This window comes from Chromobacterium sp. Beijing (genome assembly GCF_021496765.1).
Taxonomy (GTDB): domain Bacteria; phylum Pseudomonadota; class Gammaproteobacteria; order Burkholderiales; family Chromobacteriaceae; genus Chromobacterium.
The window spans coordinates 2,001,270-2,014,244 of record NZ_CP053750.1 but is presented as its reverse complement, the minus strand read 5'-3'; the positions used below and the strand labels follow the sequence as shown (position 1 = coordinate 2,014,244).

Annotated in this window: 9 protein-coding genes and 1 pseudogene; all 10 read left to right on the top strand. The window is 68.7% G+C overall.

Annotation, left to right across the window (positions count from 1 at the left end; genetic code table 11):
- The first annotated feature begins 4 nt into the window (after window positions 1-4).
- The 10 genes and pseudogenes from HQN78_RS09335 to HQN78_RS09290 all read left to right on the top strand — a co-directional run bounded on the left by HQN78_RS09335 (window position 5) and on the right by HQN78_RS09290 (window position 12,731).
- Window positions 5-973, top strand: coding sequence for a dipeptidase (locus HQN78_RS09335; RefSeq protein ID WP_235089143.1), 969 nt, complete (start codon window positions 5-7; stop codon window positions 971-973).
- 250 nt (window positions 974-1,223) lie between these two features.
- Entirely contained in the window at window positions 1,224-2,285 is a 1,062-nt protein-coding gene (locus HQN78_RS09330) for a haloacid dehalogenase-like hydrolase (protein ID WP_235089142.1), read from the top strand.
- Between the two features lie 196 nt (window positions 2,286-2,481).
- On the top strand, window positions 2,482-3,330 hold the full coding sequence (locus tag HQN78_RS09325; RefSeq protein ID WP_235089141.1) for a glycine betaine ABC transporter substrate-binding protein: 849 nt from the start codon (window positions 2,482-2,484) through the stop codon (window positions 3,328-3,330).
- A 326-nt stretch (window positions 3,331-3,656) separates the two neighbouring features.
- Window positions 3,657-4,190, top strand: coding sequence for a DUF5943 domain-containing protein (locus HQN78_RS09320; protein ID WP_107799497.1), 534 nt, complete (start codon window positions 3,657-3,659; stop codon window positions 4,188-4,190).
- Between the two features lie 239 nt (window positions 4,191-4,429).
- Window positions 4,430-6,489: pseudogene (locus tag HQN78_RS09315) on the top strand (FAD-dependent oxidoreductase).
- A 1-nt stretch (window position 6,490) separates the two neighbouring features.
- Window positions 6,491-8,446, top strand: a complete 1,956-nt coding sequence (locus HQN78_RS09310) for a DUF3483 domain-containing protein (protein WP_235089140.1) — start codon at window positions 6,491-6,493, stop codon at window positions 8,444-8,446.
- Complete coding sequence (locus HQN78_RS09305) at window positions 8,443-9,540, top strand: electron transfer flavoprotein subunit alpha/FixB family protein (RefSeq protein WP_235089139.1); 1,098 nt, start codon at window positions 8,443-8,445, stop codon at window positions 9,538-9,540. Before HQN78_RS09310 ends, HQN78_RS09305 begins: the two co-directional genes overlap by 4 nt.
- On the top strand, window positions 9,537-10,310 hold the full coding sequence (locus tag HQN78_RS09300; RefSeq protein ID WP_235089138.1) for an electron transfer flavoprotein subunit beta: 774 nt from the start codon (window positions 9,537-9,539) through the stop codon (window positions 10,308-10,310). Before HQN78_RS09305 ends, HQN78_RS09300 begins: the two co-directional genes overlap by 4 nt.
- A gap of 26 nt (window positions 10,311-10,336) precedes the next feature.
- A complete protein-coding gene (locus HQN78_RS09295; protein WP_235089136.1) occupies window positions 10,337-11,623 on the top strand; it encodes an aromatic ring-hydroxylating dioxygenase subunit alpha in 1,287 nt (428 codons plus the stop codon).
- The gene (locus tag HQN78_RS09290) at window positions 11,616-12,731 is read left to right on the top strand and encodes an FAD-binding oxidoreductase (protein WP_107799493.1); all 1,116 of its coding nucleotides are present in this window, start codon (window positions 11,616-11,618) and stop codon (window positions 12,729-12,731) included. The genes HQN78_RS09295 and HQN78_RS09290 overlap by 8 nt, the downstream gene beginning before the upstream one ends.
- The last annotated feature ends 244 nt before the right edge of the window (window positions 12,732-12,975 follow it).

Here is a 12,975-nt window from a genome sequence, read left to right as displayed (position 1 = left end):
GGCAATGGATTTGCACGCAGACGCGCTGGTGATAGACGGACTGATCATCGCCAAATGGGCGCGGCCGGTGTTCGAGGACATGCGCCGCGGCGGCTTGAGCGCCGCCAATTGCACCGTGTCGGTGTGGGAGGGCTTTCAGGACACCGTGAACAATATCGCCGAGATGAAAGGGCTGATCCGCGAGCACGGCGACCTCTTGACCCTGGTGCGAGGCGTCGAGGATATCCGCCGCGCCAAGGCGGAGGGCCGCACCGGCGTCATCCTGGGTTTTCAGAACGCCCACGCCTTCGAGGACAGGCTGGAGTCCATCGAAGCCTTCGCCGACATGGGCGTGCGCGTGGTGCAGCTGTGCTACAACACGCAAAACCTGATCGGCACCGGCTGTTACGAACGCGACGGCGGCCTGTCCGGCTTCGGCCGCGAAGTCATTGCGGAAATGAACCGCGTCGGCCTCATGGTGGACCTGTCCCATGTGGGTGGCCTGACTTCGCGCGAAGCCGTTCTGGAATCGAAAAAGCCGGTCTGTTACTCCCATTGCCTGCCCTCGGGCCTCAAGCCGCATCCGCGCAACAAGAGCGACGAGGAGCTGCGCTTCATCGCCGATCACGGCGGCTTCATCGGCGTCACCATGTTTCCGCCCTTTCTGCGCCGCGGCATCGAAGCCACCGTGGACGACTACGTGGAAGCGATGGATTACGTGATCGCGCTGGTGGGCGAAGACTGCGTCGGCTACGGCACCGACTTCACCCAGGGCTACGATCAGGGCTTCTTCGACTGGATCACCCACGACAAAGGCCGGTATCGCCGGCTGACCGATTTCGGCACCATCCTCAACCCGGAAGGCATTCGCACCATAGGCGAAACGCCCAATCTGACCGCGGCGATGCAGCGGGCCGGCTGGCCTGAGCGCAAGATCCGCAAAGTGCTGGGCGAGAACTGGTTGCGGGTGTTCGGCGAGGTATGGGGGGCTTAGCCCCCGGCCACAGCCCTGATCCCGCGTTGAGCCTCCTCGCGCGCAAGCGGCGCATGGGTATTTCTTAAAGAGCCGTTCAAAGTCTCGCGAGCAAGGGCGAGACAAGGCGAAAACAAGCGAAAAAGCGGAATGTACACGTGGTACATGAGCATTTTGAGCTGGTTTTCAACGCCGTATCGCTGAAGCGCAGCAGACTTTGAACAGGTTCCAAGGCGGGCCCGCCGCATCCGAAGCACATTCAGGAGGACTTATGAAGCAAGTTAAAGTATTGGGGGCTTTGCTGTTGTCGGCCGCGCTTTGGACCCAGCCGGCGGCGGCGGAGACCGAGCTGAAGCACTGGCCGCCCAAGATCGCGGAACGGCTGAACGCCATGATCAAGGCCAATGCCCATAAGGGCGAATACGCGGTGTTCGACATGGACAACACCAGCTATCGCTACGATCTGGAAGAAGCGCTGCTGCCTTATATGGAGGCCAAGGGCTTGCTGAGCCGCGAGCGGCTGGACCCGTCCTTGAAGCTGATCCCCTTCCGCGACGAGCCGGACCGGCCGGAAAGCCTGTACAGCTACTATCTGCGGCTGTGCGAGATAGACGAACTGATCTGCTACCCCTGGGCGGCGCAGGTGTTTTCCGGACTGACGCTGCGCCAACTCAAGACCCAGGTGGACGCGCTGATGGCCAGCGGCGCCCCGGTGCCGGTCAGGTACTTCCATCAGGGCAAGCCGGTGGAGGGCAGCGTGCCGGCGCCGCGCGTGTTCACCGGCATGGTCGAGCTGTACGCCAAGCTGCAGGAGAACGGCATCGCCGTCTACGTGATGACCGCGGCCAGCGAAGAACTGGTGCGCATGGTGGCCAGCGATCCGCGCTACGGCTACCGGGCGCCGCCGCAAAACGTGCTGGGCGTCAACCTGCTGCTGAAAGACCGAACGAACGGCGCGCTGACCACCTCGCGTTTGCAGATCAAGCGCGGCGGCTATGAGCCGGAACGCAATCTGGACCTGGAACTGACCCCCTATCTGATGAACCCGATGACCTGGTACGAGGGCAAGGCCGGGACCATCCTGGGTTGGATAGACCAATGGCGCAAGCCGGTGCTGGTGGCCGGCGACACGCCGCAGTCCGATGGCTACATGCTGCTGAACGGCACCGACACGGCCAAGGGCGGCTTGCGGCTCTGGGTAGACCGCAAAGCGGGCTATTGGGATCAGATCCGCAGCTGGAGCCGGGAAGCGGCCAGGCAGCAGCGCAAGCTGGGCCTGCGGGCGACGGCGGACCGCAACTGGCTGGTGGTGAAGCCGGAGCAGATTCAATAAGCGCTGGAAGACGCGGAATGGGGCGCATGGGCATTCTCACGCCGCTGGCAAGCTTGTATCAGACCTTGAACCGCTTTAGCGCCGCTAACAAAACCTCGTAGAGACGCTGGGCCAAGGCGCGCCGACGCAGGCAGTACCAGCAGGCGCAACGCAGGGTCGGGGGTTGGCTTAGCGGGTCTTAAGGGAGGAAACGAATATGTTGAGGCAATGGTGTTGCATCCTACTGCTGCTCTTGTGCATGCCGGCCCACGCGGCCGAGGCCACGCCCGGCAAACCGCTCATCAAGATCGGCTACGTCGAAGGCTGGGCGGACAGCGTGGTCACCACCCAGGTGGCGGCCCAGATCATTCGCGGCCGGCTGGGCCACCCGGTGGAGCTGATGCCGGTGGCCGCCGGCATCATGTGGCAGGGCGTGGCGCGCGGCGATCTGGACGCCACGCTGTCGGCCTGGCTGCCGGTGACCCAGGGCGCGTATTACCGGCAGTTCAAGGACAAGGTGCTGGACCTGGGGCCCAATTACGTCGACGCCCGCATCGGCCTGGTGGTGCCGGACTATGTGGCCGCCCGCGCCATAGGGGATCTCGACGCCGAGCGCGCGGCGTATCAGGGGCGCATCGTCGGCATAGACGCCGGCGCCGGGGTGATGCAAAAGACCGAGGCGGCGATCAAGGCCTACCGGCTGAATTTGACGCTGATGCCCAGTTCCGGGCCGGGCATGACGGCGGAACTGGCGCGCGCGATCAACGCCCGCAAGCCCATCGTGGTGACCGGCTGGGTGCCGCACTGGATGTTCGCCAAATGGAAGCTGCGTTTTCTCGACGACCCGCAAAAAGTGTTCGGCGAGGCCGAGCACGTCAACAACGTGGCCCATCCCGGCCTGAGCGCCAAGGCGCCGCGGGTGCTGGCCTTCCTGCAGCGCTTCCGCTGGCGGCCGGAAGAGATCGGCCCGCTGATGCTGGCGGTGGAAACCGGCGCCAAACCCGCGGCGGCGGCGGCCTCCTGGATTCGGGCCCATCCGGAGCGGGTGGCGGAGTGGGCGCCCTGAACCACTGCGTGTTCAATGTCATGCCTCCCATTGGCGGACCGCGGTCCGCCTTTTTTGCGCCCGCGCCGCGCGGTGTCGGCAATGGGCAAAAACCGGTCGCGCCGACGGCTCCGGCCCGGAATGGCCTGCGGCAAGATGCCGGCAATGACGGGCTGCGCCCGACTTGCTCAGAGCCGGTTCACCGTCTGGCGAGCAAGGGCGAGACAAGGCGAAAACCGCTGAGGAAGCGGAAGGGTCATGCGGCATATGGGCATTCTGAAGCCGTACTCACCACGCCATGTCCGACGAAGCGCAGCAGACCTTGAACAGGCTCTCAGGAGAACGGCATGCAACCGCAACTTCCCATCGACGTGGACCCCGACAGCGGCGTCTGGCGCACCAACGGCCTGCCCATGTTGTATGTGCCGCGTCATTTCTTCATCAACAACCACCTGGCCATGGAGGCGGCGCTGGGCCGTTACCAGTACGCGGACGCGCTCTACCAGGCCGGCCATCGCTCCGCCCACTTCTGGTGCGCCAGCGAGGCGGCCACCCACGGTCTGGCCGGCCTGGCCGTGTTCGAGCACTACCTGAGCCGGCTGTCCCTGCGCGGCTGGGGCCGCTTCCGCTTTTTGGAGGCCGACGTGGCCAGCGGCAACGCCCATATCCGGCTGGACCACTCCTGTTTCGTGCTGGCCCAGGGCGAGGCCGGCGCGCCGCAAAGCGAGCACATGGCCTGCTATCTGTTCGCCGGCTGGTTCGCCGGCGCGATGGACTGGGTGGGGGAAAGCCTGGGGCGCGACTACCGCACCGTCTGCCGCGAAAGCCAGTGCGCCGGGCAGGGCGCGCCGTACTGCGCGTTCACGGTCCATCCCTTGTAGTCAGGGTCTGTTGACGTATGTTTTACCGCTGCGTTCGTCCCCAGCCGGATGCGGCGGCCGACAAAGCGAGGCACCGGCTGGGGATGAACCCGGAGGGCTGACCGAGGAAAGCCCCCTCTACGGCGTTGTCAGGCTTGGCCTTGGTTTACCAAGGCCTGCGCCCTCCGCCTTGTAGAGCGCACTTTTCTCGGTCAGCGCGGCGGGGAAAACATACGTCAACAGACCCTTAGGAGCCGGCCATGTCTTACCCGCATTTGTTCGAACCCATCACCCTGAACCGGCTGACCTTGCGCAACCGCATCGTCAGCACCGCCCACGCCGAGGTCTACGCCGAAGCCGGCGGCCTGCCGGGCGAGCGCTACATCCGCTACTACGAAGAAAAAGCCAAGGGCGGCCTGGCGCTGGCGATTTGCGGCGGTTCCAGCCCGGTGTCCATCGACAGCCCGCAGGGCTGGTGGAAATCGGTGAACCTGGCCAGCGACGCGGTGATAGAACCGCTGGCGCGGCTGGCGGAAGCCATGCACCGCCACGGCGCCAAGATCATGATACAGGCCACCCACATGGGGCGGCGCTCCAGCTATCAAGGCGAACACTGGCCGCATCTGCTCAGCCCCTCCGGCGTGCGCGAGCCGGTGCACCGCGGCAACGCCAAGATCATGGAGACGGAGGACATCCATCGCGTGATCGCGGATTTCGCGCTGGCGGCGCGGCGGGTCAAGGCCGCCGGCCTGGACGGCATCGAGATTGCCGCCGCCCACCAGCACCTGATCGACCAGTTCTGGAGCCCGCGCACCAATCAGCGCGAGGACGAATGGGGCGGCAGCCTGGACAACCGGCTGCGCTTCGGCATGGAGGTGCTGCAGGCGGTGCGCGCCGAGGTGGGCGCGGACTTCTGCGTCGGCCTGAGAATGAGCGGCGACGAATTCCACGAAGACGGCCTCAGCCACGACATGCTCAAGGAGATTGCCGCCGCCATGTCCGAAACCGGGCTGATCGACTACCTGTCGGTGATAGGCTCCGGCGCGGACACCCACAACAGCCTGGCCAACTGCATGCCGCCGATGGCGCTGCCGCCCGAGCCTTTCGTGCATCTGGCCGCCGGCATCAAATCGGTGTCCAAGGTGCCGGTGATGCACGCGCAGAGCATACGCGATCCGGTGCAGGCGGAACGCATCCTGGCCGCCGGCATGGTGGACATGGTGGGCATGACCCGCGCCCACATGGCCGACCCGCATCTGGTGATCAAGATCCGGGACGGCAAGGAAGACCAGATCCGCCAGTGCGTGGGCGCCAATTACTGCATAGACCGCCAGTACTACGGCCAGGACGTGCTGTGCATCCAGAACGCCGCCACCAGCCGCGAGTCCACTATGCCTCATCTGATCTCCCGGGCGGCGCGGCCGCGCCGGGTGGCGGTGGTGGGCGCCGGGCCGGCCGGGCTGGAGGCGGCGCGAGTGGCGCGCGAGCGCGGCCACGAGGTGGTGCTGTTCGAGCGGCAGCCGCAGGTGGGCGGTCAGATTCTGCTGGCGGCGCGCGCGCCGCAGCGTGAACAGATGGCCGGCATCGTGCGCTGGCTGGACATGGAAACCCAGCGCCTGGGCGTGGACCGCCGGCTGGGCGCGGCGGCGGACCGCTCCATGATCATGGACGAGCGGCCGGATATCGTGGTGCTGGCCACCGGCGGCCGGCCGCACACCGGCCAGGTGCCGGCCTGGGGCGTGGCGGAGGGGCTGGCCGTCAGCAGCTGGGACATCCTGTCCGGCCAGGTGGAGCCGGCCCGCAACGTGCTGGTCTACGACGCGCTGAGCACCCACGCCGGCTTCGGCGTCGCCGACTATCTGGCCAGCCGCGGCAGCACGGTGGAAATCGTCACGCCGGACGTGAAGGTGGGCGACGACACCGGCGGCACCACCTTTCCCATCTTCTACCGCCGCCTGTACGCCCAAGGCATCATCCCCACCCCAATGTCTGGCTGGAGGCGGTTTACGCCGAAGGCGACAAGAAAATCGCCGTGCTGCGCAACGAATACACCGAAGCGCTGGAAGAGCGGGCGGTGGACCAGGTGGTGATAGACAACGGCGTGCTGCCGGACGACGCCCTGTACGGGCAATTGAAGCCCTTGTCGCGCAACCGCGGCCAGACCGATGTGCGGGCGCTGTTCGCCGCCGAGCCGCAGCCCTGTCTGGACTGGCCGCTGGCGGCCGGGGAATTCCTGCTGTTCCGCGTCGGCGACTGCGTTTCCATGCACAACATCCACGGCGCGCTCTACGACGCGCTGCGGCTGGCCAAGGATTTCTGACATGAGTTTTCCCTACCTTCTCAGCGGCCTGTTCTGGTTGGGCGCGCTACTGCTGAGCGCCGGGCTGCTCCGGCGCGCGCGGCTGTGGCGGCGGGGGCGCGCCGCGCCGGCGTCCTGGCGCGGCCTGCTGGCCGCGCCCAAGCGTTACTTCGTGGACCTGCACCGCGTGGTGGCCCGCGATCCGGCCGCGGCGCGCGCCCATGTGGCGGCGGCCGGCGGCGGGACGGCGGCGCTGCTGCTGATCGCGCTCAATTACGGCCTGCTGTTGCATCAGCGCTGGCTGGACCTGCTGCTGGCGGCGTCGGCCGTTCTGATGCTGATCGGCGCGGCCTTGATGCGCGCGCGTCGCCGCGCGCCGCCGGCCCGGCTGTCGTTGGGAGAATGGCAGCGGCTGCCGGCGCGGCTGGCCTGTTTCGCGCTGGGCGCGCTGCTGGTGGCGGCGCTGGCCGGCGGCGAGGTCTGGCTGAGCGCCGCCGGGCAAGGGCTGGCCGCCGTCGCGTTGTCGCTGCTGGCCTTGGGCGGAGCGGAGCTGGCCCTGGGCATAGGCCTGGGCCGGCCGATGAAGCACGCGGTGGCCGGTTTGCTGCACCTGGCCTTCCATCCGCGCGCCGAGCGCTTCGCCGGCAAGTCCGCCGATCTGAAGCCCTTGAACCTGGCCGCCGGCGAGTTGGGCGTGGCGCGGGCGGCCGATTTCGCCTGGAACCGGCTGCTGTCCTTCGACGCCTGCGTGCAATGCGGCAAATGCGAAGCCGCCTGTCCGGCCTTCGCCGCCGGCCAGCCGCTCAATCCCAAGCGTCTGATCCAGGACCTGGTGGCGTCCATGGGCGGCGGCGGTCCGGCCTACGCCGGCAGCCCGCATCCGGGCCGGCCGGCGGCCGCGGCCGCGAGCGCGGACCGGGACATCGTCGGCGGCGTGTTGGCGGCGGACACCTTGTGGTCCTGCACCACCTGCCGCGCCTGCGTGGAAAACTGCCCGATGCTGATCGAGCACGTCGACGCGGTGATCGATCTGCGCCGGCACCAGACCCTGACGCGGGGCGAACTGCCGGGCAAGGGCGCGGCGGCGCTGGCCAATCTGCGCCATACCGACACTGTCGGCGGCCATCCGCTGCGCGCGCGCTACCACTGGGCGGCGGACCTGGACCTGCCGCTGCTGCGGGAGGGCGAGTCCGTCGATTGGCTGTTGCTGGCGGGCGAGGGCGCTTTCGACATGCGCTATCAGCGCGCCTTGCGCGCCCTGCTGACCGTGCTCAAGGCCGCCGGCCTGCGCGTGGCGGCGCTGGGCGAAGCCGAGCGCGACTGCGGCGACCTGGCGCGCCGCCTGGGCGACGAGGCGGGTTTTCAGCGGCTGGCGCTGGCCAATATCGCCACGCTGGGCCGCTATCGCTTCACCCGCATCGTCACGCCGGACCCGCATGTTTTTCATTGCCTGGCCAATGAGTACCCGGCGCTGGGCGGACATTACGAAGTCTGGCATCACAGCCGGCTGCTGGACCAACTGCTGGAGACGCGGGCGATCCGCGTGCGCTCCCGCGACTCGGCCGAGCCGCTGAGCTATCACGACCCCTGTTATCTGGGCCGCTACAACGAGGGCTACGGCGCGCCGCGCCGCGTGCTGGCCGGCATCGGCATCCAGGTGGTGGAGATGAGCCGCTCCGGCCGCGACGCTCGCTGCTGCGGCTGGGGCGGCGGGGCGGCCTTTACCGACGTGCCCGGGCCGCGCCGGATTCCGGACATGCGCATGGATGACGTCCGCGCCGCCGGCGCCGGCCGCGTCGCGGTGGCTTGCCCCAACTGCACCGCGATGCTGGAAGGCGTCAGCGGCGCGCGGGCGGAGGTGGTGGAATTGGCGGAACTGGTGGCGGAGCGTCTGGAGACCGGCCCGGAGGCCGGGCAAGAGCGGGGCGATGTGCGGCGCGCGGCGGCGCAAGGCCGGCTGGCGAAGGAGGAGGCATGAAGATGAAGCAGACCGCGCCGCGGGTGGACCCGCGCCGGCCCTGGGTGCGCTCGCCGGACGGGCTCAAGCGCATCGTGCTGGGCGAGAATGGCGGCCTGCGCGACGCGCCGCCGGCGAGCGCGGCCAAGCTCAAGCCGCTGCGCAGCGCCGGGCCGTTCGATGGACGGCTGTTGGTGGTGGCGCACGCCGAGCGCGGTCAGCTGGACGAGGCGGCGCGCGAGGCCATCGCCGCCGCTGCCCTGCTGGCCGGCCCGCGCGAGGAGGTGCTGGCGGTCTTGTTCGGCATGGAAGGCTGCGCCGACGCCGAATTGGCGGAACTGGCCTTGGACCGCGTCTTGACGCCGGCCGATCCGGGCTTTGCGCCGGAAGCCAAGCTGGCCTTGTTGCGGCGGCTGTGGCGGCGGGAGCAACCGCGCCATGTGCTGTTCGCCGACCGCGGCGAGGACGCCGACCTGGGCCGGCGCTTCGCCTGCCGCGAGCGCCTGTCGGTGCTGACCGACGTGATGGAAATCGCCGCTGACGGCGTGCGCCGCCGCCGGCCGGGCGCGGGCTTCAGCGTGCACCCGCGCGCCCAGGCGCTCTTGCTCGCGCGCGGCGTGGCCGATGTCCGCCTGCCCTTCGTCGGGCGCGGGCTGCGGCAGGCTTGCGCGCCGGAGGCGGCGGCGGAGCGGGTGCGGGACCTGGGCGGCGTCGCCAGCCCGGCCTCGCAACTGGCGCTGGAAGAGGCGGACCTGATCCTGGCCGCCGGCAACGGGGTCAGCGACGTGCCGGCCTTCCTGCGGCTGGCGGAATCCATGGGCGCGGCGGTGGGCGCCTCGCGGGTGGCGGTGGACGACGGGCGTTTCCGCCGCGACCAGCAAGTGGGCGCCACTGGCCGCAGCGTGCAGGCCAGCGCCTATCTGGCGCTGGGCATTTCCGGCGCGGTGCAGCACCTGCAAGGCATCAAGGCCTGCCGCCATGTGATCGCGGTCAATCTGGACGCGGCCGCGCCCATGGTCAAGCGCGCGGACCTGAGCGTGATCGACGACTGCCAGTCCTTCATTCAGGCCTTGCAGGCCTTGCTGGAGCTTGAGAACAAGGAGATCGGACCATGAGCGAGACGGCGCTTTCCGCCGGAACGGCGGCGAAAACGGCGGTGCTGGTGGCCCCGGCGCCGCATCCGGTCAGCGGGCGGCCCTGCGCCGGCCCGGGCGATCTGGCGGCGCTGGCGCTGGCGCGCCGGCTGGGCCGAGCCTTCGTCGTCTTGCACGCCGGGGACGCGGACAAGGAGGCGCTGGCCGACTACCTGGCTCAGGGCGCGGCGGCCATCGCCGTGTTGCAGCCGCCGGCGGACAGCGACCCGACGCCGGCGCTGATCGCCGCGCTGTGCGATTTCGAACTGATTCTGTGCGGCGAACGCTCCGGCGGCGGCGAGGCGTCGGCGCTGCTGCCCTATCTATTGGCCGAAGGCCTGGACCGTCCGCTCTTGCCCGGCGTGCTGTCCTTGACGGAGGAGGGCGGAGAATGGCGGGCGCTGCAAGGCCTGGCCAGGGGGCGGCGGCGGCGGCTGGCGGCCCAGGCGCCGCTGCTGGCCAGCGTCAAGCCGGACGGCGCGGAGCCGCGCTGGTCCTGGGCCGGCTTGCAACGCGGCGTGGTGACGCGCCGCGCGGCGGCGGGGGAGCCCGTGCCCGCGCCCAGGCTGGAGCCGGCGCGGCGCGCCCGGGCGCTGGCGGCGCAGCGCGGCAGCGGCCTGGAGCGCCTGCTGGGGGCGATTGCCGGCGACGACGCGGCCGCCGGGGGGCGCGTCGTAAAACAGGGGGATTCCGTCGAGAAAGCGCAAGCGGTGCTGGATTACCTGCGTCAACATCGGCTCGTCGATTTTTGAGCCGCCCGTCATCAAAGGAGCGAGACATGTCCCACAGCGTCATTCCCTTCCCGGCAGCGGCGACGGCCCCGCTGCGCGAACTGCTGGCCCGCCGCCGTCCCGGCCACAGTCTGGAAGCGCCGTTCTACCGCTCGCCGCAGGTGTTCGAGGCCGATCTCGAATACATCTTCCGCCGCCACTGGATCTATGTCGGCGTCAGCGCGGAAATACCCGAACCGGGCGACTACCTGACCGTGGAGCTGGGGCGCGATCCCATCCTGATCCTGCGCGACGACGACATGGCCATACGCGCCTTTCACAATGTCTGCCGCCACCGCGGCTCGCGGCTGTGCGCCGAGCGTCAGGGCTCGGTGGGCAATCTGGTCTGCCCCTACCATCAATGGACTTACGACCTGTCCGGCCGGCTGATCTTCGCCGACCACATGGCGGACGGCTTCGACCCCTCGCATCACAGCCTCAAGCCGGTGGCGCTGAAAAACCTGGAAGGGCTGCTGTTCATCTGCCTGGCCGAGCGGCCGCCGGAGGACATCGACGAGATGATGGCGCGGATGGCGCCCTATATCGCGCCGCACCGCATCGACGATTGCAAGGTGGCGGCCCAGGTGGACATCGTCGAGGCGGGCAACTGGAAGCTGACCATGGAGAACAACCGCGAGTGCTATCACTGCACCGCCAACCATCCGGAACTGACCGTCTCGCTGTACGCCTACAGCTACGGCTTCGCGCCCCGGGCCGAGCAGACCTCCGGGCTGGCCGATTACCAGCGCGTCGTCGCCGAGCACCACGCGCGCTGGGAGGCCGGCGGTTTGCCCTCGGCCGAGATCGAGCGCCTGTCCGAGGTGTCCGGCTTCCGCGCGATGCGCATGCCGCTGGACCGCAAGGGCCAGTCCCAGACCGTGGACACCGGCGCGGCCTGTCGCAAGCTGCTGGGCGATCTGCGCGACCCGGCGTCCGGCGGCCTGTCGTTCTGGACCCAGCCCAACTCCTGGCACCATTTCATGGCCGACCACATCGTCACCTTCACCGCCTTGCCGCTGTCGGCGGAAAGCACGCTGGTGCGCACCACCTGGCTGGTGCGCAAGGACGCGGAGGAGGGCGTGGACTACGAGGTGGACAACCTCACCCGGGTATGGAAAGCCACCAATCAGCAGGACCGCCGGCTGGTGGAGGAGTCGCAGCGCGGCATCAACGGCTCCGCCTATCGGCCCGGTCCTTATTCGCCCTACACCGAGGCCTTGGTGGAGAAATTCACCCACTGGTACGCGCAGCGGCTGGGCGACGGCCTGGAGCGGGAACGGCGCGACCATGAATAGCGCGCCGCCGGCCAGCCCATTGGATGATCTCCCGTCAGCCGCCGACCTGCCGTTGTGGCGGGCCGGCGAGGACAGCCTGCTCGTCTGCGTTCAGGCGCGGGAGGAAACCCACGATGTCAAAACCTTCGTGTTCCGCGCCGAGCCGCCGCGCCGCTTCCCTTATCTGCCCGGCCAGTTCATCACGCTGGAACTGGACATCGACGGCGCCGCGGTCAACCGCTGTTACACGCTGTCGTCCACGCCCACCCGGCCGGACCGGGTGTCCATCACCGTCAAGCGCATTCCCGGCGGCGTCGTTTCCTCTTGGCTGCACGAGCATCTGCGCCCGGAAATGGCGCTGCGGGTCTTGGGGCCGGCCGGCGAGTTCAGCTATGCGCGCCACGCCGCTTCGCCCTATCTCTTTCTGTCCGCCGGCAGCGGCATCACCCCGCTGATGTCGATGACCCGGGCGCTGACCGATCTGGCCTCCGGCGCCGACATCCTGTTCGTGCACAGCGCGCGCTCGCCGCGCGACATCGTGTTTCGCAAGGAATTGAGCCTGCTGGCCAGCATCCACCCCACTTTCAGCCAGGCGGTGATTTGCGAAAACCGGGCGGGAGAGCCGGATTGGGCCGGCCTGATCGGCCGGCTGGACCGGACGCTGATAGAACGCATGGCGCCGGATCTGCACGCGCGCCAGGTGTTCTGCTGCGGCCCCGCGCCCTATATGGCCGCGGTGCGCGAGCTGCTGCGCCAGTGCGGTTTCGACATGAGCCGCTATCACGAGGAAAGCTTCAATTTCGCCGAACTCAGCGCGGCGCCGCCGGACGAGGCGGTGCGGACGCCGCCGCCCGGCGTCGAGGGCCGCGGCTTCAATGTGCGCTTCGCCAAAACGGGGGACGATTTATCGGTGGCGCCGGGGCAGACGGTGCTGGCGGCGGCGCTGGCCAAGGGCATGCGCCTGCCGGCCTCCTGCACCCGCGGCGTGTGCGGCAGCTGCAAGAGCCGTCTGCTGGAAGGCCGGGTGGACATGCGGCACCAGGGCGGCATCCGGCCGCGCGAAGTGGAGCAGGGTTATTTCCTGCCTTGCTGCAGCTTGCCTTTGAGCGATCTGGTGGTGGATCGCTGAGCGCCTGTCCAAAGTCTCGCGAGCCAGGGCGAAACAAGGCGAAAACGAGCGAAAAAGCGGCATGTACAAGCGGCATTGCGCGTTTTGAGCGGGTACTCACCGTACAACGCTTCACGAAGCGCAGCCGTCTTTGACCGCTTCCGCGCGCGCGTCCGTCGCCTCCCCGTCCTTCACGCCTGCCCGGCCGCGGCCGGCGTTTTTGTTTTTGCCGCCGGCGGTGGATTGCGGTTTTTTTACGACACAG

Excerpts from the sequence above, each read along its gene's own strand:
- HQN78_RS09320 (WP_107799497.1), top strand. The coding sequence starts at position 3,657 with ATGCAACCGCAACTTCCCATCGACGTGGACCCCGACAGCGGCGTCTGG.
- HQN78_RS09295 (WP_235089136.1), top strand. The coding sequence starts at position 10,337 with ATGTCCCACAGCGTCATTCCCTTCCCGGCAGCGGCGACGGCCCCGCTG.
- HQN78_RS09335 (WP_235089143.1), top strand. The coding sequence starts at position 5 with ATGGATTTGCACGCAGACGCGCTGGTGATAGACGGACTGATCATCGCC.
- HQN78_RS09330 (WP_235089142.1), top strand. The coding sequence starts at position 1,224 with ATGAAGCAAGTTAAAGTATTGGGGGCTTTGCTGTTGTCGGCCGCGCTT.
- HQN78_RS09310 (WP_235089140.1), top strand. The coding sequence starts at position 6,491 with ATGAGTTTTCCCTACCTTCTCAGCGGCCTGTTCTGGTTGGGCGCGCTA.
- HQN78_RS09325 (WP_235089141.1), top strand. The coding sequence starts at position 2,482 with ATGTTGAGGCAATGGTGTTGCATCCTACTGCTGCTCTTGTGCATGCCG.
- HQN78_RS09305 (WP_235089139.1), top strand. The coding sequence starts at position 8,443 with ATGAAGATGAAGCAGACCGCGCCGCGGGTGGACCCGCGCCGGCCCTGG.
- HQN78_RS09300 (WP_235089138.1), top strand. The coding sequence starts at position 9,537 with ATGAGCGAGACGGCGCTTTCCGCCGGAACGGCGGCGAAAACGGCGGTG.
- HQN78_RS09290 (WP_107799493.1), top strand. The coding sequence starts at position 11,616 with ATGAATAGCGCGCCGCCGGCCAGCCCATTGGATGATCTCCCGTCAGCC.